Origin of the sequence: Dechloromonas agitata is5 (assembly GCF_000519045.1) — a bacterium.
In the GTDB taxonomy this organism is placed as follows: Bacteria; Pseudomonadota; Gammaproteobacteria; order Burkholderiales; family Rhodocyclaceae; genus Azonexus; species Azonexus agitatus.
This window is the reverse complement of the sequence record NZ_KI912532.1, coordinates 2,614,489-2,634,521: the sequence shown is the minus strand read 5'-3', so window position 1 is coordinate 2,634,521 and position 20,033 is coordinate 2,614,489. Positions and strand designations below refer to the sequence as shown.

Below are 20,033 nucleotides of genomic sequence, written 5' to 3'. Positions count from 1 at the left end.
AAAACGGCGGAAACCAGGTTCCGCCGCGTTCTCCATGACCGACGCGATTAGGTGAGGTTCGGGGTGTTCTTGGCCAGGTTCCATGCGCCCTGGATATTGACCTTGCCCGTCTTGGTACCGTCGATGTTCAGTTCGTCATAGGTCCACTTCACGGCGGAGTATTTCAGCGAGAAGCTCTCCTTCGGAATGCCTTCTTCATCAACGGCCGGAGATACGGAGGCGATGATGACGTTCTTCAACTCGATCTTCAGGTACTGGTGGCGATTCTGCGTGGCCGACGGATTGCCGGTATTGTTCTGGCCGCCAAAAGCCCGGTAGAAATAGATGATCACGTCGTTGACCACGAGGCCGGACGAACAGGCCTGGTACAGCTTCGGGCTGGAGCCGTCGATGTCCTTGGTGAAGATCATTTCGCCATGCTCGACCCGCTCCGCGGTATGGCCGCCGGCCGCCGAGGCCGTCGCCGACTTGGGCTGGCGCATAGAATGCGACCAGCTGTACACCTCGACGGTGTCCTTGTGCTTGGCATCGCGCGAATCGCCCTTGATGTCGCTGCCCTTGAATTCGACGTAGATATCCTTCATCTAGAAACTCCTCTGCTTTGAAAAATCAGCTCTTGCTGGATTGCGGCAATTCGGCGACCAGGCGCAGCGAAACCGACAGCTCGTCCAGTTGGAAATGCGGGCGAATGAACGACACCGCGCGATAGACGCCCGGCCGCCCAGGCACCTCGCTGACCTCGACCGATGCCTCGCGCAACGGGAATTGCGCCTTGGTCTCCTGCGACGCCGAATCGTCGGCCGTGACGTATTGATCGATCCAGCGCTGCAGATAGCTCTGCACGTTCGATGCCGACGCAAAACTGCCGATCTTGTCGCGCATCATGGCCTTCATGTAATGGGCGATACGCGATACGGCGAACATGTATTGCAACTGGGCCGACAGCGAGGCATTGGCGTTTGCCGCATCCGAATCGTATTTCTTCGCCTTCTGCACTGACTGGGCACCGAAGAAAGCGGCATAGTCTGTGTTCTTGCAATGAACGAGCGGGATGAAACCGAGATCGCTCAATTCCTTCTCACGTCGGTCGGTGATCGAGATTTCGGTCGGGCACTTCAGTGCCACTTCCCCGTCATCGGTGCGGAAGGTATGACTCGGCAGATCCTCGACCAGTCCGCCGCCTTCGACACCGCGGATGGCGGCACACCAGCCGTAGTTCTCGAAGGCACTAGTCAGGCGGGCGGCAAAGGCAAAAGCGGCATTGCACCAGAGGTACTTGTCGTGATCGGTGCCGTCGACATCTTCGACGAAGTTGAAGCCATCGGTCACTTCACCGTCGATCGGGTTGTACGGAAGACGCCCCAGGAAGCGCGGCAAGGCCAGGCCGACATAGCGCGAATCCTCGGATTCGCGGAAGGATTTCCACTTGGCGTACTCGACGGTGTCGAATACCTTGGCCATGTCGCGCGGCTTGCCGAGTTCGGTATAGGACTCCAGGCCGAACAGTTGGGGCGCTGCGGAGGCGATGAACGGCGCGTGGGCAGCGGCGGCAATGTGCGACATCTGATCAATGAAGTACATGTCTTCCGGCTGCCGGGATATCTCATACTGCCCGATCAGGGTGCCGAACGGCGCACCGCCGAAAGTACCGAACTCCTCCTCGTACACCTTCTTGAACAGGGCGCTCTGGTCGAAATCGATGGCGGCCTTGAAATCCTTGACCAGGTCGCGCTTCGCGGCATTGAACAGCTTGATCTTCTGCTGGACGCCGGTCGACGTCTGCTTGCAGAGGTAATGCAGCCCGGTCCAGGCACTCTCCAGCGACTGGAACTCAGGCGCATGCATGACTTCGCTCAACTGCTCGGAAATCAGGCGATCCAGTTCAGCAACGCGTGCATCGAGCGAGGCAGCCAGGTTTTCAGAAACGATGACCTCGCCCTCGAGAACCTGACTGACCAGTTCGCTGATGATGTCGCGGGCCCGGTTCTTTTCCTGTTCGGACTGGGCGACGCGGCTCTCGGTAATGATCTGGTCGAGCAGGCCGGACTCCTGAAAACCCGGAGCGGTCGCTGGGGAAACGGTTTGCAGGCTCATTGCATTTCTCCTGGCGCCTTCTTGCCACCCAGGCTCTGCAATTGTTCCGTACTGGCCAGCACGTCGTTCAGCAAATCTTCCAGTTTTTCATTGCCGGCCAGCTTGTTGCGCAGGTCGGCCAGCTTGGAACGGGCCTCCTGCAACTTGCGCAGCGGTCCGACCTGCTGGACGACCGACTCCGGGCGAAAATCCTCGAAGCGCTTGAACTCAAGATCAACCCCCAGTTCACCGCCATCGGAGGTCAGGCGGTTCTTGACGCGAAATGCGGCGCGGGGTGCCATCCCTTCCATCACATCATCGAAATTGTCCATGTCGATATTGACGAACTTCCGATCACGCACCTTGCCCTGCTCCTGCTTCGACTGCCCTGCGAAGTCGCCGAGTACGCCAACCACGAACGGCAATTCCTTCACCTCGATGGCATCGCCAATTTCGACGTCATAAGTCAGCTGAACGCGCGGTGGGCGAATTTTCTGCAAGCGTTTCTGCACACTTTCCTTTTTGGCCACAACTACCTCCGGATCAATAATGGGTTGGATGACTCGGCGGCGCCAGCACCAGCACCGCAGTCTTTCAAAAATCGTGAATTACCTGAGCGCGCCGAACGGATTGCCACCGGCAGCCGCCTGCGGCTTCTGCCCGACCGGCTGCTGGGCCGCTGCCACAGACTTGGCGCGAACCGCCTGGACCGACTTCTTTTTCTTCTCCTCCGGCGGCACCAGCACCTCCTCGCCCAGCGTCTCGCGCATGACCTTGGCCAGGCCAACGGCATCGGAACGGGCATCCCCCTTCAACTCGACGTCGCCCTTCAGATCGGCGAGAGACTGGGCAGCCACACGCAAACCACCGACCGCCCGAATGCTCTTGGCGGTGCGGTCGGTTCTGTCACGCTGCAGCGCCTCCTCGGCAGCAACGATGGCTTGGGCGTAGTTTTCACCATCGAAATGAATCCTGGCCAGACGCACCCAGGGGTCCTTGCGTTCGGGATATTTCTTGGCGAAATCACCAAGAAGCTTGACGGCCTCCTCGCGATTTCCTTTTTCCAGCAGGGAATCGGCGCTGGCACTGGATTGGGCCATTGCTGTCGAGAAATCCTCCGGCACGGAGGGTTTGCTGGTCGATGCACAACCAGAGATCGCTAGCGTCGCACTCACGCAAACGACCATCGAGAGATGCCTCAAGGAATACATGCCTTCTCCTTACTATGCCAAAAGACATACAAATGCCATTCGGTTTGATTGTTACAAACCGAAATAGTACATTAATGCTTTTGGAATTATCAACCCATTGGCATAATTTAATTCGCTCGATACCTTGCCTTCCGCTATCCGACATTTCCTTCAAGCACATGACATCCGCTCGATGCATCCGCGCCCCGCTGGTCAGCGCCATAGCGCTCGCCCTCGGACTCTCCCTTCTTCTTGCCGGTTGTGCCCAGCTATCCGCACTACAACTTGCCGGTTCGGCAGTCAGCCTGGTTCTCGAGGCAACGGGAGTAACCAAAAAAGAGGGTGACCCGACCAAGATCAGCCGGGACATGAACATCAAGATCCACGCCGGGGAGCAACTGAATCTATCGGTCAGTGGCAAGCCGCTCTCACTGGTTACGAAAATCTACGTGCTCCGCGCCAACGAGAAGTTCAAGGGCATGACCTACCCGCAGATCACCTCGGCGGAGGCGGAAAAGGAGGCACTTGGAGAGGAACTCATTGCCGCGCGGGAAATTGTCCTGCTGCCCGGGAAGTCTTATGACATTACGCTGAAAATACCGGGAGATGCGGCCAGCATCGGCGTCGTCGGAATGTTCCGCGCCCCCTATCAGAACCGTTGGAAGCTGGCCTTCGATAACAAACTATCGCTCGACAACGGCATCATCATTGGCGCTCACGCCTGTGCCTTCAATACGAGCAAGGGGGCGCTCGTCGCGGATATCAGTCCGGAAACCGTCCGCTCCCTGGTTGGTATCCAATGCAGTTCCTAGCCCGATTCTCATGATGAACAACGCCAAAATACTCTGGGGCGAAGGCCTTTTCCTGCGTCCGCAACATTTCCAGTACCAGGATGCCTACATCGACGCCCAATTCAAACGCACCCTGCTGGCCGCCAACCCCTTCGCCTGGGGGGTGCGCGATCTTGATCTCGATGTCGAATCGCTGAAAAACGGGGTTCTGCGTTTCAATCGAATCACGGCCATATTGCCGAATGGCGATTTCTTCTCGGCCCCGGATGTCGACCAACTCCCGGCTCCGCTTCTGCTTGAGGCAGCGATTGGCGAGGGCGGGACGAGCACCTTCCATCTGGCGCTCAACCACCTCAACGCTCATGGCGGCAACAGCATTCAAAATGTCGGCGAATCGGGCCAGGCCCGCTATCTGATCGTCCAGCGCGCTGCGGCCGACCTGCATACCGATGCGGCGGAAGCTGACATCGCGACACTCAGCCAGATCGCACACCTCAAATCGGAAAACGACAACCGTGATGCCTTCCTGAGCATGCCGCTGGCGCGGATCAGGCGTACTTCGAGCAACAGCTTCGAAAGCGACCCTTTCTTCATGCCCCCTTCGATCAGCCTGCGCAGCGCGCCCGGCCTCTATGCCATGCTGCGCCGGCAAATCGACGCCCTGCTCGCCAAAGTGGAAGCCTTGTACGGGTTTCACCGCGAGCCGTCGAAGAATGTCATCGAATTCCGCTCCGGCGACATCGCGTCATTCTGGCTGCTGCACACCGCCAGCAGCGCCTGCGCCACGCTGACCCACCTGTTCCGCAATCCGGATTCCTCCCCAGAACAGCTGTTCCAGGAACTGGTACGGCTGGCTGGCGGCTTGATGACCTTTTCCAGAGGCTATTCGCTGAACGACCTGCCCGGCTACGACCATCTGCAGCCCGGCCCCTGCTTCTCGCGCATCGATCAAATCCTGCGCGACCTGCTCGACACCGTGATTTCGACCCGCTTCTTTGCCATCAACCTGACCCAACCGAAGCCGGCCTTCTACACCGGCCATCTGGACTCCGAAAAAATCGATGGCGAAACTGCGTTCTACCTGTCAGTCACCGCCGCCCACCCGCAGTCAGAAATCATCGAATCGATCCCGCTGCGCATCAAGCTCGGCGCTCCGGACGATGTCGAAAAACTCGTTTTGTCTGCCATGTCCGGCGTCCGATTGACGCATGCCCAGCAAGTCCCAGCTGCCATTCCGGTGCGCCCAGGCGCCATCTATTTCTCTCTCGATGCCCACGGCCCGCTTTACGAGCGCATGCTCAAGGCCCAGTCCGTCATGATCTACGCCCCGGAAAGCTACCGGGATCTCGCCATTGAACTGATCGCCGTCACCCCATGACCACAGCCCCCAGCCTTTTTTCGATTGCCCCCGGCAACCGCCCCGAAGACTCGTCTGCCGATCGCCCGGCGAGAAGCCTGGTTGATCTCCTCTATGACGGCTTTTACATGCTGACCCTGCTCAAGCAGCGCAGCGTGCCGAAAGACACTGAAGAGTTTTCCCGCCATATCCAGAAGTTCCTGGAGCAATTCGAGCGGGCAGCCCAGAAGAACCATTTCAGTGCCGAGGATATATTCGACGCCAAGTACGCCTTCTGTGCCGCCATCGACGAGGCCGTACTCTCCTCGCAAATGAACATCCGGGACAACTGGGAGCGCCGCCCGCTGCAACTGCTCCTGTTCGGCGACCAACTGGCTGGCGAACATTTCTTCGACAAGCTCGAAACGGCCCGGAACGGGGGCGCCAGCCGTATCAACGCACTGGAAGTCTTCCACATGTGCCTGCTGATCGGCTTCAAAGGGCGTTATCTGCTGGAAGGGCCGGAAAAACTGAAATACGTGACCCAGCAACTTGGTGAGCAAATTGCCCACATCAAGGGCAAGCCAGCCCTTTTTGCGCCGCACTGGTCAGCACCGGACAGCATCTCCAATGCCATTAAGCGCGATATTCCGTTGTGGGTCATCGGCTCGCTCCTCGCCCTGCTCGGCCTGCTCGCCTACGTCGGGTTGGATTGGCATGGTGGCAGCGCCGTCCAGCAAACCCTGTCCCCCTTCCAGAACATCGTTCAGTTGGCGCCACGCGCCCCAACCCTGACCATCACGCTGCCCTGACCGGCCCACTATGCAGCCCTCCCTGCTCGATACGCTGTTCAATCAGCATGCCCGCCTGATCGAACTCAAGACAGCGCTCCCCGACGCTGCCCTGCTCGTCGAACGTTTCACCGGCCGCGAGGCAATATCCGAATCGTTCCGCTTCGAGATCGATTGCATCTCGACCAATGCACATTTCGACCTCAACCCCCTGCTCGGTGAAGAAATCACCCTGCGCCTGCTACAGGCCGATGGCAGCAAACGCTCCTGGCACGGTTACGTGACGCAAGCCATGCAACTAGGAGCCGACGGCGGTCTGGCCCGCTATCGGCTGGTCATGGAGTCCTTCCTGGCCTTCCTCACCCAACGCCGCGACTGCTATTTGTTTCAGGACAAGACGGTGATCGACATTGCCGGCCAGATCCTCGCCGATTACCCCGAAGCACAGTGGTCAAACCAGGTCACCCAGCGCTTGCGCACCCATAGCATCGCCACGCAATACCGGGAAACCGACTTTGACTTCCTCCGTCGCCTGCTGGCCGAGGAAGGACTTTCCTTCCGTTTCGAGCACGACCAGTCAGCCTGTGCCGGCGATGACAAAACGCATGCCCGACATCAATTGATCCTGATCGACCGTGACAGCGAGTGGCCGGCCGGGCGGCAGGCCGAATTGCGTTTCCACCGCCGGAACGCCACCGAGGCGAGCGATACAGTCCAGGCGTGGCAGGAAACCCGCCAGGTGCTGCCCAATGCCGTCTCGCTCGCTGGCTGGGATTACAAGACCCTGGTCGCCACCGGGGCGCAGGCAGAGAGTGCTTTGCCGAATGGGAAATTGCCGCGACTGGATATCCATGACGCCTCCCGCCCCTATCGCTTTGAGGATGGCGAAGCAGCCCGCTTGCGCACCGATCTGGCCCTGGCTGCCATCGAGTCGGCCTATCGACGCTTTGCCGGCGAGAGTACGGTACGCTCCCTGGCAGAAGGGAGCGTTGTTTCCCTTCGCCAGCATGGGTTGTATACCGGAGACGCCGCCTGTTTCAAGATATTGGCCGTCAACCATGCCGCCGCCAACAATCTGGGAGCCCAGGCAGCCGATCTGTTGGGATCGAGCAACGTCGAGCGCGGGACGTACCAGAACACCTGCCTGGCGCAGCCAGCCACCCAGCCTGTCGTGGCCGGCGCCTTGCCCAAACCCGTGGCGCGGGCGCAGGTGGCGCACGTTGTCGGGCTGGCCGATCAGGTGCTAACCACCGATCGGGATCATCGCATCCGCATCCAGTTCCCCTGGCAGCGCGGTGCGTCTCCCCTGGCCGGTGGCTTGTCTGAAACCGGCCCGGCCGGACGCACTGCCGGCAAGACGGGCAATGCACCCGGCAACGATCAATCCGGCACCTGGGTCCGCGTTGCCGAATGGCTGGCCGGACCGGATTGGGGCGGGCATTTCCTGCCCCGGGTGGGTACCGAGGTGCTGGTGGATTTTCTGGATGGCGATATCGATCGCCCTATCGTCATCGGCCAGGTTTATAACGGGGCTGACTTGCCCCCGTTCTCGGCCGGGCATGAGGCCGGAGCGAATCATCCCGGCGTGATTTCCGGTTGGATGAGCCATAACCATGAGGCGGGATTCAACCAATGGCTGATCGACGATGCGCCCGGCCAGCTACGTACCCGTCTGGCGAGCAGTGAGAATGCGAGCCAGCTTGGCCTGGGACACTTGATCCATCAGGCGCCGGAATCGGCAACCCGGGGCGCCTGGCGCGGCAGCGGTTTCGAACTGCGGACCGATGGCTGGTTGGCCATCCGCGCCGGCGAGGGCATCCTGATTTCGGCGACGGCGCGCCCGAATGCGCAGAGCACGCAGATGGATGTGGCTGAGACGGTTGCGCAACTGAAGGCTGCCCGGGAAACGGCAAAGGCTTTGTCCGATGCCGCCCAGGCTCAGAGTGCCTTGCCACTGAAGGCGAATGCGGCACAGGAGCGCTTCATCCAGGCGATCGATCCCCAACAGGAGGGCAAATTCACCGGCAGCGTCGGTGGCCAGGAAGCCAGGAAAGCCCAGCCGGGCAGCCGGGAATGGGGCGAGCCGACCGAGCGTTTCGCCCAGCCCTTCATCGTCAATGAGGCGCCGGGCGATATCGGCTTCTCGTCCCCCGCTTCCACCCTGCTCTTCGCCGGGGCCAGCCTGCATGCCACCGTGCAGCAGGATTGGCATGTCGCCAGTGCGCATACGTTTTCGGCGGCGGTCGGTGAAGGTGCCAGCTGGTTCAGTCATTCCGGCGGTATCAAGAGCATCGCCCAAGCGGGAAGCCACACCCTCCAGGCCCATACCGATCAGTTGGAGATTCTGGCCGATCAGTCGATCACGGTGACCAGTTCCAACGACGAGATCCACATCCTGGCCAGGGAGAAGATCGTGCTACAGGCCGGGCAATCGTCCGTCACTCTCGACGGGCAGAACATCACCTTTGCTTGCCCGGGGAGTTTCTCGGTCAAGGGGAGTGGGAGTGCTTTCTTGGGGCCAGGGAACGGGGCGGCAGGGTTGGAAGGGTTGCCGGAGGGGAAGGTCGACAAAGCCCCGAACTGGATTGAAGTTTCGCATCTGGATGCCGATGGGGCTGCATTTGCCGGCCAGGGCTACAAGATTCATTTCGAAGACGGGTCGATCATCGGGGGCAACCTCGACAGCAGTGGCTTTGCCCGGCACGAGAACGTGCCGAAAGCGGCGAAACACGTCGAGTACGAACCGCGTACGCCGCAAGCCGAGAAGCCTTGGGATGCACTCGCCACTGCGGTAGCAGCCGCCAACAGCAAGAAAACTTGAGAACAAGCCATGTGGGATGAATTCACCAATGCATTGGCGTGGTACAAGGCTGCGCCTGCTCGATGGATCGACAGCGCCAAGCAGGACATGGCCGCTGCAGCTGAATGGATGTGGATTGTCCTGCAAGGCGATTTCGCCGAAGAGCAGAGCACGGCCCAAGTCGTCACCGGAACGATCATTTCGATGATTCCGTTCGTCGATCAGATTTGTGACATCCGTGACATCACCGCCAACTGCGGCAAGATCAAACAGGACACCAGCAACGCTTTCGCCTGGCTGGCCCTCGTCCTGACGCTGATCGGGCTCTTCCCCTGCCTCGGCTCGCTGGCCAAGGGCTGCCTGAAAATTCCTTTCAACTATGCCCGAAAATATGCGTTGAAGGGTACCGCCAAGACACTGGATAGCGATCTATGGAAGGCCATGAAACCCCAGGTCGAGGCAGGTATAACCAAGCTAAACCAGCACTTGGCCGACCCGGCCGTGCGCAAGACACTGGCCTTCCTGAAAATCGACAACGTCTACAAATACTTGGCGAACAAGGTTCGGGAACTGAAAGGGCAATTAAACGCCTCAGCGCTGACCAAGGCCTTCGACGAAGGTATCAAAGCGCTGGAGGGGCTGGTCGATTTCATCAAGAAATGGGGCAATGAGGCCCTGCAGACCAAGGCCGGTCAGTTACTCAAAATGGTCAAGGAAATCCGGCGCGAAGCCAACCGTCAGTTTGCCAGGATTCTCGGCCCTGTTCAGGGCTGGCTGGATAAACTGGCCCGACGGCTTGAAGTCGAGGGCGACATGAACTATCGCGCCACGACCAACGCCCTCAACCCTCACGCCTATCGCCGCCCGCAGCTTGCCGATGAAATCGATGAATTGGGCAAAGGGAAACCGGATTGGGTGGATGGGGGGAAGAAGGAGTTGAAGTATGAGTCGATGGAAACCCCCCCTCACAAGGCGGGTTGGCCCAGCCTGAATCCGCCACGCAATCCGGATGGAACCAGGTCGCCGCTTCATGAAGCTTTTAAGACCTTTCACGATGCCGCCCCGATCACCCTCACTCCGGGTGAAAAGCTATACCGCGTGGTGGCCCCGGACAGCGCCGACAACAGTATCTGCTGGTTGCGCGAGGCAGAATTCCTGTCCATCAAGGACAAAGCTGACTGGCGACGCCGCTTCGCCGTCTGGCGCTACTGGAACCGCAATGGTGAATATGTCACCTACACCGTCCCCCCGTCCGGCCTGCGCGCCTGGGAAGGCAAGGCAGCCAGCCAGAAACTGGAAAGCACACATTACACCCTTGAAGGCGGCGGTACGCAGATCGTCATCGACCCCGCCGACCTCGACAAGGGCATCGTCGGCAAACGTCAGCCAACCAACTGGGGCTACACTGATTTCACTGGCGAAACCGACCAATTCCTCGGTCTGCCGAAACTGACCAACAACTGGAAATAAGCCACATGCCGACCCCGCTGAACCCGCAGGAAATCTATCTTCTCGAACGCTACAGTTCGCTCGAATACTACGAGGAAATGTACAAGGCCTGGCGCGAAATGCTCGATCACGTTGAGGCCTGCTACGACAAGTTCATGCACCACCTGCCGCATGATTACCGTAAGCGTGCATTGCCGTATCAGCCTGATTCGGCCTGGGGGCAGACGGTGTTGCCCAACTTTCGCAATACCATGCTCTCGCTTGAGAACGGTTACCTCAAAATGAAACGGGGCGACGCCTCCGGGATCAGCGCTTCGATTGGTGTAGAAAACGATATGCGCGGCGTACGCGATTATTGGGATGGGTGGATGAATGAAGTGATACCCACTGCGCTGGCAACATATGGCGAAACCAGTTCCCGCGCCAGTCACTACGCCAGCAATATGTATCACACCTACAATGCCAGTTGGAATCCCACTTCACTAACCACCAATTATTGGGACCGCGGCCGCGGCCCGCTCAATCCGCCACCGTCATGGCCAATTTACCGGCTGAACCCATCTGTCACGGTGAAGACAGATGATCCCGTGCCGCAAACCGGCATCTACCTGCCCACTGCCGATGACAGTGCGGCCCAGTTTCTGGTCAAGGGCGAAGAGGCTGTTAACGCCAAAATCGGCTATGACACCAAGCGTCTGCAGTACATCTCAAAAGCGCCAACGCTGTGGACCCTGGTCGAACGCATCGCTGACAGTGGCGGAGGCTCCACCACCGATGCTACGGAAGAAACACGCCGCCCCAACGTCCCCGCCGGTTTCCCCTGCCCCGAAACCGGCTGGTGGTTCACCCCGGCACAATCAGGCTCCCGCCGTTACTTCAAGGCGGGCGACAACATGCCGTCAGTCGGCGGCGATTACGGCCTCACCTTCTGGCAGTGGTCGCCTGATCAGTCGGCACCGAAACTGTGAGGTCGCTTTCATGAAACTTGCCCATCGTTCGCCTAAATCCAAAGAAAAATTCGCCGACGGTCTCATGTCAGTCGCCAATGCGATTCACGCGGCGGCACTGATCGGTGTGCTGGTCTTCCCGCTGACTGCGTTCATCACGGCAGTGTTCTCTGGCGGAAGCATCTACTCGCCCACTTTGATACTGACCAAGCTTGCATGGAACGATATTGCTTTTTTTGGAGTGGTCTATCTGCTACCGATTGCAGCCGGCCAATATGCGAAAGAGCAGGCCATGGACCTGTATGACGATGCCAACAAGGCGACCGGCGCTTAGTCATAAATTTCAATTTTTGGCAAAATTTCCGGCCTACCGTAGCATTTCAGTTTCTACCCCGTTCCTCCGCCGCCTGCTCGCCGAAGAAGGCCTGTCCTTCCGTTTCGAGCACGATCAGTCGGCTGTGGCCGGGGACGATGCCCCCCATGCCCGGCATCGGGTGGTCCTCTTCGACCGGGAGACCGAGTTGCCCGTGGTGGCCCAGCCAACCATCCGTTTCCACAGCAATCACGCCACCGAAGCTGCCGACACCCTGCAGCAGTGGCATGAAACCCGTTCCGTGTTGCCCAACGCCGTCTCACTCGCTGGTTGGGATTACAAGACCCTGGTCGCCACCGGGGCGCAGGCAGAGAGTGCTTTGCCGAATGGGAAATTGCCGCGACTGGAGATTCATGACGCCTCCCGCCCCTATCGCTTTGAGGATGGCGAAGCAGCCCGCTTGCGCACCGATCTGGCCCAGGCTGCCATCGAGTCGGCCTATCGACGCTTTGCCGGTGAGAGTACGGTACGCTCCCTGGCAGAAGGAAGCGTTGTTTCCCTTCGGCAGCATGGGTTGTGCGTTGGAAATCCCAACCGAATTGAAACGATTCCCGAGGCCCGGAAATTGTTGAAGCAGTGCAAGGGGCAACAATGAAACCTCGCCATGCGCGGTGAGGTCAGAAAAGCCCCAAGCCCTAAAAACAAAAATACCCTGCTCTGCAGCAGGGCATTTTTATAGTGAATTCACTGAATTCTCGTACGAGCAACCTCAAGACACCTCATCGATCCAGGCCTGCTGTATGGCTTCGAGGATCTTTTCGCCGCAGTGCTTCGGATCGTCATTGAAGCCGGGCAGCGCCATGACCCAGTCGCGCAGGTCGACGAAATTGACGGTCAGCGGATCCTTATCGGGATGGGCATCGGCCAATTCGATGGCGATGTCGTTGATGTCGGTCCATTTCATTTGCGGTGGCCCTCCTTCGCCATGTTGATGCTGTACTTGGGGATTTCGACAGTCAGCGGCGTGCCACCGACGATGGCCTGACAGCCCAGGCGGGAATTCGGCTCCAGACCCCAGGCCTTGTCGAGTAGATCCTCCTCGGCATCCTCGGCCGGCTCCAGGGAATTGAAGCCCTCGCGCACGATGACGTGACAGGTGGTGCAGGCGCAGGACATCTCACAGGCGTGATCAAGCTCGATGTCGTTGGCCAACAGATTTTCGCAGATCGACTTGCCGGGCTCAGCTTCGATCACTGCCCCCTCCGGGCACAATTCAACATGCGGCAGCACGATGATTTGCGTCATGCTTGTTCTCCTTCTTCGCCAACTTTGATGTCGTCGACCTTGCGGCCCGACAGGACTTTCTTGATGCTCTGATCCATGCGCCGATGGGCGAAGGCCTGGGTTTCGTAACCAAGATCGTCCATCGCAATATTGATTTGTCGCCGGTTGTCGCCGGCGGCCGTTTCGCGCAATTTAGCGATAGTCGCCCGGATTTTGGCAATTTCTTCCGCGCTCAGTAGATGGGCATCCTCGGCCAGCGCCGCCTCGGTTGCCTCGATCATGCGCTCGGCCTCAACCTGGGACTCCTTCAGGGCACGGGCTGCGGCATCTTCCTTGGCATGCTCCATGGAATCCTTCAGCATGCCGGCAATCTCGTCATCGGAAAGACCGTAAGATGGCTTGACCGTAATGCTGGATTCGACACCGGTGGTCTGCTCGCGGGCCGTAACCGACAGCAAGCCATCAGCATCGACCTGGAAAGTGACGCGAATGCGTGCCGCGCCGGCCACCATGGGGGGAATGCCGCGCAGTTCGAAGCGGGCCAGCGAGCGGCAATCGGCCACCATTTCACGCTCGCCCTGCACGACATGGATGGCCATCGCCGTCTGGCCGTCCTTGAAGGTCGTGAATTCCTGCGCCCGTGCGGTCGGGATGGTCGAGTTGCGCGGAATGACCTTTTCGACCAGGCCGCCCATTGTTTCCAGGCCAAGCGACAGGGGAATGACATCGAGCAGCAGCCAGTCGTCCTTGCCAGTCTTGTTGCCAGCCAGCAGATTGGCCTGCGTCGCCGCGCCCAGCGCAACCACCTTGTCCGGGTCGAGGTTGGTCAGCGGCTCCTGGCGGAAGAAATCGCCAACTGCCTTCTGCACCTGTGGCATGCGCGTCGCACCGCCGACCATCACGACGCCCTTGACGTCTTCCGGCCGCAAGCCAGCATCGCGCAAGGCCTTCTTGACGGGTTGCAGCGTCTTGGAAATGAGGGTCTGCGTAATGCTGGCAAAGGTCGCCACATCCAGCTTGACGTCGATCATTTCGCCATTGGCCAAACGCAGCGAAATCGGCGCTTCGGGATTGTTGGTGAGAAACTCCTTGGCTTCGCGACAGCGCATCATCAGGCGACGCGAATCCTCCAGCGACAACGGCTGCGGAGTGGCCTGCTCGATCACCCAGCAATAGATGCGGTGGTCGAAGTCGTCTCCGCCCAGCGCCGAATCGCCACCGGTGGACATCACCTCGAACACTCCCTTGGTCAGCTTCAGGATGGAAATGTCGAACGTCCCTCCCCCCAGGTCATACACCGCATAAACGCCTTCCGCGGCATTATCCAGGCCGTAGGCGATGGCAGCAGCCGTCGGCTCGTTGAGCAGGCGGAGAACATTCAGGCCGGCCAGGCGGGCGGCATCCTTGGTTGCCTGGCGCTGCGCATCATCGAAGTAGGCCGGCACGGTAATGACTGCACCGACCAGATCGCCACCCAGCGCCGCCTCGGCACGCGCCTTGAGCGCTTTCAGAATTTCCGCCGAGGTTTCGACCGGACTCTTGATGCCGGCATGGGTCTTCAGCTTGACCATGCCGGTCGCTTCAACAAAGTCGTAAGGCATCGATTCGATGTGAGCGATGTCCTTGGTGCCCCGCCCCATGAAGCGCTTGACGGACACGATGGTGTTCTTTGGATCGACTGCCTGGTTCTTCTGCGCGTCGTAACCGACTTCAGTACTGCCATCGGCGTGGTAGCGCACCACCGACGGGAGCAACGGGCGGCCCTGCTCGTCGTTCAGGCAGACGGCCAGGCCGCTGCGGACGGTGGCAACCAGGGAATTGGTCGTACCGAGGTCGATGCCGATGGCGAGCTTGTGCTCGTGCGGTGCCGCCGATTCACCCGGCTCGGCGATTTGAAACAAAGCCATTTTTTATTCTTCCAGCGACGCCAGCGCGTCATCGATTTCGTGCAAAAGTTTTTCCAGGAACATCAGACGACGCACACGATCCGTCGCCAGGGCAAACTCTGCCTTGTCATCGAGCAATTGCCCGAGTTCCTCGTAGCGCGCCGAGATGTCGTTGCGCAGGCGGTTGTGCAGGCGCTCCAGTTCATGGTGATCGCCGCCGTCGCGCGCTTCCATGACGGCCTCGCGCCACTCCATCTGTTCCATCAGGAAATCGGGCGGCATCGCGGTGTTGCTCTCGGCCTGGATGTCATGACCGGCCAGATGGAGCAGGTACTTGGCCCGCTCCAGCGGTTTTTTCAGGGTCTGGTAGGCCTCGTTGGCGTGGGTGGCCCACTGCATCGACAGGCGGCGCTCCGCTTCCCCGGCATGGGCGAAGCGGTCCGGATGAACCTGCGCCTGAATGTCGCGATAACGAGAATCCAGATCCGACAGGTCCAGCCGGAACGTCGGCTTGATGCCGAAGAGGACGAAATGGTCAGCCTTGAAATCCATCAGACGTTGAACGACTCGCCGCAGCCGCACTGATCCTTGACGTTGGGGTTGTTGAATTTGAAACCTTCGTTCAAACCCTCACGCGCGTAGTCCAGCTCCATGCCGTCGAGATAGGGCAGGCTCTTGGCGTCGATGAACACCTTGACGCCGTTGCTCTCGAAAACCTGATCATCCGGATTCACCTCATCGACAAATTCCAGCTTGTACGCCATGCCGGAACAGCCGCTGGTGCGCACGCCAAGGCGCAGGCCGATACCCTTGCCGCGCTTGGTCAGGAAATTGGCGACGTGTTTCGCCGCCTTGTCGCTCAAGGTGACTGCCATGCTTACTCTCCGTGCTTCTTCTTGTAATCCGCCACGGCCGCCTTGATGGCATCCTCGGCAAGAATCGAACAGTGGATTTTAACCGGCGGCAGGGCCAATTCCTCGGCAATTTCCGTGTTCTTGATGGACAGCGCCTGATCGACTGTCTTGCCCTTGACCCACTCGGTGACCAGGGAAGACGACGCGATGGCCGAGCCGCAACCATAGGTCTTGAACTTGGCATCCTCGATCACACCGGACTTGTTCACCTTGATCTGCAGCTTCATCACGTCACCACAGGCCGGTGCACCGACCATGCCAGTACCGACCCCGTCCTCTTCCTTGCCGAAGGAACCAACGTTACGCGGGTTTTCATAATGATCAATGACTTTGACGCTATAGCTCATGTTGTTTCTCCTAAAATCAGTTGTTAGCAGCTTGTTCGTAATCGTCAGCTTAAGCTCGGTAATAACTAACGACCCGTAACCATCAACTCAATGGGCGGCCCATTGAACCGTGCTCAAATCAACGCCTTCCTGCACCATTTCCCACAACGGTGAAAGTTCGCGCAATTTGCCAACTTTCGCGTGCAACAATTTGATTGCATAGTCAATTTCTTCTTCTGTCGTGAAGCGACCAATGGAGAAACGAATCGAACTATGGGCCAGTTCATCGTCACGCCCCAAGGCGCGCAACACATAGGACGGCTCCAGGCTGGCCGACGTACAAGCCGAACCGGACGACACGGCCAGATCCTTGATCGCCATGATCATCGACTCGCCTTCGACATAGGCAAAGCTGATATTCAGATTGTGCGCCACGCGATGCGTCAGGTCGCCGTTGACGTAGGTCGCCTCGATATCCTGCAAGCCCTTGAGCAACTTATCGCGCAAGGCGCCGATCCGCTTGTTCTCTTCGGCCATTTCTTCCTTGGCCAAACGGAAGGCCTCACCCATACCGACGATCTGGTGCGTGGCCAGCGTGCCCGAGCGGAAGCCGCGCTCGTGGCCACCACCATGCATCTGCGCTTCAAGACGGATGCGCGGCTTGCGGCGAACGTACAACGCGCCGATACCTTTCGGGCCGTAAGTCTTGTGGGCCGAGAAGCTCATCAGATCGACCTTGAGTTGTTGCAGGTCGATATCGACCTTGCCGGTCGCCTGCGCGGCATCGACATGGAAAACAATGCCCTTCTCGCGGCAGATCTCGCCCAGTTCGGCGATCGGCTGAATGACGCCCACTTCATTATTGACGAACATCACGGAGGCCAGCACGGTATCCGGGCGAATTGCGGCCTTGAACGCTTCCAGGTCAAGCAAACCGTTTTCCTGGACATCGAGATAGGTCGCCTCGAAACCCTGACGCTCCATTTCGCGCACGGTATCGAGCACCGCCTTGTGCTCGGTCTTGACGGTGATGATGTGCTTCCCCTTCGTCCCAGCGTAGAAATGCGCGGCGCCCTTGATGGCGAGGTTGTTGGATTCCGTGGCGCCGGAGGTCCAGATGATTTCCTTGGGATCGGCATTGACCAGCGCGGCGACCTGCTCACGGGCCTGCTCGACAGCTGCATCGGCTTCCCAGCCGAAGCTGTGCGAGCGCGACGCCGGGTTGCCGAATTTCTCGACCAGATAGGGAATCATTTTTTCCGCGACGCGCGGGTCGACCGGGGTGGTTGCCGAGTAATCCAGATAGATGGGGAGTTTCATCGTCATTCTCGCTAAGTCGGGTTGTTCAGACAGCCAGCGCTGTCAGTCCCTGCAGGCGTCCGACCGTAGCCCGCAAGGCGTTGATGAATTGGTCAATCTCGCTTTCATTGTTGCCGGCGCCAAGGCTGACCCGCACTGCCCCACGGGCAAATTCCGGTGCCACCCCCATCGCCTGCAAGACGTGCGACGGTTCCGGATTGGCACTGGAGCACGCCGCCCCGCTGGCCACCGCAAACCCTTCTCGGTCCAGTTTGCCGACCAGGGTTTCACCATCGATATCGACAAAAGCGAAATAACTGGTATTGGGCAAACGTTTCTCAGCCTGAGCAAAAACCTGGGCCCCTTGGGCCAACAACCCCGCTTCCAGCCTTTCCTGCAAGGCACGCAAACGGAGCGCCTCTTCGGCAACGCGCTGGGCCGCAAGTTCCGCAGCAACGCCAAATCCGACGATTGCCGCGACATTCTCGGTACCCGAGCGCAGGCCGCGCTCGTGCCCGCCACCGGCAATCAGCGGCTGGAGTTCGATGCGCTTGTCGAGGATCAATGCCGCCGCCCCCTTGGGGCCATAAGCCTTGTGGGCCGACAGCGTCATCGCGTGGACGCCCGCTGCATTCAGCGAGCGAAAATCGATCGCCAACTTGCCCAAACCCTGGACGGCATCAGTATGGAACCAGGCACCACGGCCGCGGGCAGCCTCCGCCAGCGTGGCGACATCCTGCAGCACACCGGTTTCGTTATTGGCCAGCATGATCGAGAGCAGCTTCGGCCGGAGTTCCAAGGCGGCAGCATAGTCAGACGTATCGATCCGGCCATTGCCATCGACCGCCAGCTGCCGCACCTGCCAGCCCTGCCTTTCCAACTGACCGGCGGGTTTCAGGACGCAGGGATGCTCGACCGCACTGACCCCGACCACACCGGGCTTCAGGCAGGCCGCAGCCCCCTTGATGAACAGGTTGTTGGCCTCGGAACCACCGCTGGTAAAAATCACTTCGGTCGGATGCGCCTGAACCGCTGCCGCCACTCTTTGCCTCGCCTCGTCAATCGCCTGCCGGGCCTGCCGACCGTATTCGTGGCGGCTCGACGCATTGCCGAACCGGCTTTCCAGCCAGGGCAACATGGCCGCCAAGACCGCTGGATCAAGCGGTGTCGTGGCATTGTGGTCGAGGTAGACGGGGCGGAACATGGCGTGCGATCAGTAGGTTGCCGGCACCTTGTCACGACCCCGGGCGCGCGGCTGGGGCCCCAGGCGGCGCTGATCCTCGATCACCGCCATGCCGTCGTGTTTGCACCTTTCGCGCCGCACCAGTTCAGCCATGGTGACCGAAGAAAGATACTCGTACATCTTGATGTTGAGCGTCGTCCATAGATCGTGCGTCATGCAGCGATGCTCGTCGTGGCAGTTTTCCCGTCCACCACACTGCGTGGCGTCGAGTTGCTCGTCGACTGCGCGAATGATGTCGGCCACCCGCACCTCTTCGAGAGGCCGGGCGATGCAATAACCGCCCCCCGGGCCGCGCACGCTATCCACCAGCTTGTGGCGGCGCAACTTGCCGAACAACTGTTCAAGATAGGACAGGGAAATCTTCTGGCGTTCGCTGATGCTGGCCAGTGCCACCGGCCCATCTTCACCGCGCAAGGCCAAATCCATCATGGCCGTCACGGCAAATCGCCCCTTGGTCGTCAAACGCATTTCTTGAACTCCTGAAATAACCTAGTATTCAAGTCAACTATAATCAAACCAGACAAAATTAGTCAACTATTTTGCTCAGGTATTGCGGATCGAAATCGTCAGCCTGCCGCACTTCGTTGTCACACTTGACCCCCTGCGCTTCCAACTCTCTGAGCAACGAAGCCAGGCGGCGGTCGGTTTCGGCAGCATGATCGAGCAGGCCATGAATCGCCTTGGCCAGCGGATCATCCTGATCACGTCCGACGGCATAGGCAGAAAAGCCCATTTTCTCCGCCTGCGCCTGACGCTGGCGCCCCTGCTCGGTGTTGTCGATGATGCGCGCCGGGTTACCCACCGCCGTCGCACCGGGCGGCACCGGCTTGGTGACCACCGCATTCGAGCCGACCTTGGCCCCGGCCGAGATGGTAATCGGCCCGAGCACCTTGGCTCCGGCACCGACAACCACCCCATTTTCCAGTGTTGGATGGCGCTTGCCCTTGTTCCACGACGTCCCCCCCAAGGTCACCCCGTGGTATAGCGTAACGTCGTCACCGATGACAGCCGTCTCGCCGATCACCACCCCCATGCCGTGATCGATGAAGAACCGCCGCCCGATAGTAGCGCCGGGGTGAATTTCGATGCCGGTCAGCACGCGCGACAAATGGGCGGTAAAACGCCCCATCCAGCGCAGGCGATGGCTCCACAGCCAATGCGCCAGACGGTGCATGATCAACGCGTGGATGCCGGGATAACAGGTCAGCACCTCCCAGAACGAGCGCGCCGCTGGATCGCGGTCGAATACAGAACGAATGTCCTCACGCAGTTCCCGGAACATGAAACCCGATCTCCCCATTTGAAAGAGGGATAATTCTAAAATACTCGAGTGAATTTGTCAGCTATTTACCAAACCAAGCGCAGCAAACTGGCAAGGCGCCATCCGCATA

Annotated in this window: 22 protein-coding genes; 8 read left to right on the top strand and 14 right to left on the bottom strand. The window is 59.5% G+C overall.

From position 1 onward, the window contains the following. Nucleotides 1-47: 47 nt before the first annotated feature. From K420_RS0112855 to K420_RS18965, 4 genes are all read right to left on the bottom strand, one after another. The gene (locus K420_RS0112855) at nucleotides 48-584 is read right to left on the bottom strand and encodes an Hcp family type VI secretion system effector (RefSeq protein ID WP_027458423.1); all 537 of its coding nucleotides are present in this window, start codon (nucleotides 582-584) and stop codon (nucleotides 48-50) included. Between the two features lie 25 nt (nucleotides 585-609). Continuing rightward, entirely contained in the window at nucleotides 610-2,094 is a 1,485-nt protein-coding gene (gene tssC, locus K420_RS0112850; protein ID WP_027458422.1) for a type VI secretion system contractile sheath large subunit, read from the bottom strand. Next, nucleotides 2,091-2,603, bottom strand: a complete 513-nt coding sequence (tssB, locus tag K420_RS0112845; protein WP_027458421.1) for a type VI secretion system contractile sheath small subunit — start codon at nucleotides 2,601-2,603, stop codon at nucleotides 2,091-2,093. Before tssB ends, tssC begins: the two co-directional genes overlap by 4 nt. A gap of 78 nt (nucleotides 2,604-2,681) precedes the next feature. Next, nucleotides 2,682-3,173 (bottom strand): tetratricopeptide repeat protein, encoded by a 492-nt coding sequence (locus K420_RS18965; protein ID WP_198293847.1) that lies wholly within the window; start codon nucleotides 3,171-3,173, stop codon nucleotides 2,682-2,684. A gap of 143 nt (nucleotides 3,174-3,316) precedes the next feature. Here K420_RS18965 and tssJ point away from each other — a divergent pair, with 143 nt between their 5' ends. Genes tssJ through K420_RS0112800 form a run of 8 tightly spaced genes read left to right on the top strand, consistent with a single transcriptional unit; the run spans nucleotide 3,317 to nucleotide 12,345 of the window. Further along, nucleotides 3,317-4,075: a type VI secretion system lipoprotein TssJ gene (gene tssJ / locus K420_RS0112835; RefSeq protein WP_198293846.1), complete on the top strand. Its 759-nt coding sequence runs from the start codon at nucleotides 3,317-3,319 to the stop codon at nucleotides 4,073-4,075. A 13-nt stretch (nucleotides 4,076-4,088) separates the two neighbouring features. Further along, the gene (gene tssK, locus K420_RS0112830) at nucleotides 4,089-5,432 is read left to right on the top strand and encodes a type VI secretion system baseplate subunit TssK (protein WP_198293845.1); all 1,344 of its coding nucleotides are present in this window, start codon (nucleotides 4,089-4,091) and stop codon (nucleotides 5,430-5,432) included. Next, nucleotides 5,429-6,202, top strand: a complete 774-nt coding sequence (gene icmH / locus K420_RS0112825) for a type IVB secretion system protein IcmH/DotU (protein ID WP_027458418.1) — start codon at nucleotides 5,429-5,431, stop codon at nucleotides 6,200-6,202. Before tssK ends, icmH begins: the two co-directional genes overlap by 4 nt. A gap of 10 nt (nucleotides 6,203-6,212) precedes the next feature. Then, nucleotides 6,213-9,002 carry a type VI secretion system Vgr family protein gene (locus tag K420_RS0112820; protein WP_027458417.1) on the top strand — a complete coding sequence of 930 codons (2,790 nt, stop codon included), beginning with the start codon at nucleotides 6,213-6,215 and terminating at the stop codon, nucleotides 9,000-9,002. Between the two features lie 9 nt (nucleotides 9,003-9,011). Next, on the top strand, nucleotides 9,012-10,451 hold the full coding sequence (locus tag K420_RS0112815) for a hypothetical protein (RefSeq protein WP_027458416.1): 1,440 nt from the start codon (nucleotides 9,012-9,014) through the stop codon (nucleotides 10,449-10,451). 5 nt (nucleotides 10,452-10,456) lie between these two features. Continuing rightward, complete coding sequence (locus tag K420_RS0112810; RefSeq protein WP_027458415.1) at nucleotides 10,457-11,398, top strand: hypothetical protein; 942 nt, start codon at nucleotides 10,457-10,459, stop codon at nucleotides 11,396-11,398. A gap of 10 nt (nucleotides 11,399-11,408) precedes the next feature. Next, nucleotides 11,409-11,711, top strand: a complete 303-nt coding sequence (locus K420_RS0112805; RefSeq protein WP_035854811.1) for a hypothetical protein — start codon at nucleotides 11,409-11,411, stop codon at nucleotides 11,709-11,711. A 16-nt stretch (nucleotides 11,712-11,727) separates the two neighbouring features. Next, on the top strand, nucleotides 11,728-12,345 hold the full coding sequence (locus K420_RS0112800; RefSeq protein WP_027458413.1) for a contractile injection system protein, VgrG/Pvc8 family: 618 nt from the start codon (nucleotides 11,728-11,730) through the stop codon (nucleotides 12,343-12,345). A 114-nt stretch (nucleotides 12,346-12,459) separates the two neighbouring features. Here the strand turns inward: K420_RS0112800 and iscX are convergent, their stop codons facing one another. The 10 genes from iscX to cysE form a co-directional block, all read right to left on the bottom strand. After that, entirely contained in the window at nucleotides 12,460-12,654 is a 195-nt protein-coding gene (gene iscX, locus K420_RS0112795) for a Fe-S cluster assembly protein IscX (protein WP_027458412.1), read from the bottom strand. Further along, complete coding sequence (gene fdx / locus K420_RS0112790) at nucleotides 12,651-12,995, bottom strand: ISC system 2Fe-2S type ferredoxin (RefSeq protein ID WP_027458411.1); 345 nt, start codon at nucleotides 12,993-12,995, stop codon at nucleotides 12,651-12,653. Before fdx ends, iscX begins: the two co-directional genes overlap by 4 nt. Then, complete coding sequence (gene hscA / locus K420_RS0112785) at nucleotides 12,992-14,881, bottom strand: Fe-S protein assembly chaperone HscA (RefSeq protein ID WP_027458410.1); 1,890 nt, start codon at nucleotides 14,879-14,881, stop codon at nucleotides 12,992-12,994. Before hscA ends, fdx begins: the two co-directional genes overlap by 4 nt. 3 nt (nucleotides 14,882-14,884) lie before the next feature. Beyond that, nucleotides 14,885-15,412 carry a Fe-S protein assembly co-chaperone HscB gene (hscB, locus tag K420_RS0112780; protein WP_027458409.1) on the bottom strand — a complete coding sequence of 176 codons (528 nt, stop codon included), beginning with the start codon at nucleotides 15,410-15,412 and terminating at the stop codon, nucleotides 14,885-14,887. Beyond that, nucleotides 15,412-15,735 (bottom strand): iron-sulfur cluster assembly protein IscA, encoded by a 324-nt coding sequence (gene iscA / locus K420_RS0112775; RefSeq protein ID WP_027458408.1) that lies wholly within the window; start codon nucleotides 15,733-15,735, stop codon nucleotides 15,412-15,414. The genes hscB and iscA overlap by 1 nt, the downstream gene beginning before the upstream one ends. 2 nt (nucleotides 15,736-15,737) lie before the next feature. Further along, nucleotides 15,738-16,121, bottom strand: coding sequence for a Fe-S cluster assembly scaffold IscU (gene iscU / locus K420_RS0112770; RefSeq protein ID WP_027458407.1), 384 nt, complete (start codon nucleotides 16,119-16,121; stop codon nucleotides 15,738-15,740). Between the two features lie 87 nt (nucleotides 16,122-16,208). After that, nucleotides 16,209-17,420 (bottom strand): IscS subfamily cysteine desulfurase, encoded by a 1,212-nt coding sequence (locus K420_RS0112765; RefSeq protein ID WP_027458406.1) that lies wholly within the window; start codon nucleotides 17,418-17,420, stop codon nucleotides 16,209-16,211. A gap of 25 nt (nucleotides 17,421-17,445) precedes the next feature. Then, complete coding sequence (locus K420_RS0112760; protein WP_027458405.1) at nucleotides 17,446-18,603, bottom strand: cysteine desulfurase family protein; 1,158 nt, start codon at nucleotides 18,601-18,603, stop codon at nucleotides 17,446-17,448. A 9-nt stretch (nucleotides 18,604-18,612) separates the two neighbouring features. Further along, nucleotides 18,613-19,110, bottom strand: coding sequence for a Fe-S cluster assembly transcriptional regulator IscR (gene iscR / locus K420_RS0112755; RefSeq protein WP_027458404.1), 498 nt, complete (start codon nucleotides 19,108-19,110; stop codon nucleotides 18,613-18,615). Nucleotides 19,111-19,168: 58 nt separating this feature from the next. After that, on the bottom strand, nucleotides 19,169-19,924 hold the full coding sequence (cysE, locus tag K420_RS0112750) for a serine O-acetyltransferase (protein WP_027458403.1): 756 nt from the start codon (nucleotides 19,922-19,924) through the stop codon (nucleotides 19,169-19,171). Between the last annotated feature and the right edge of the window lie 109 nt (nucleotides 19,925-20,033).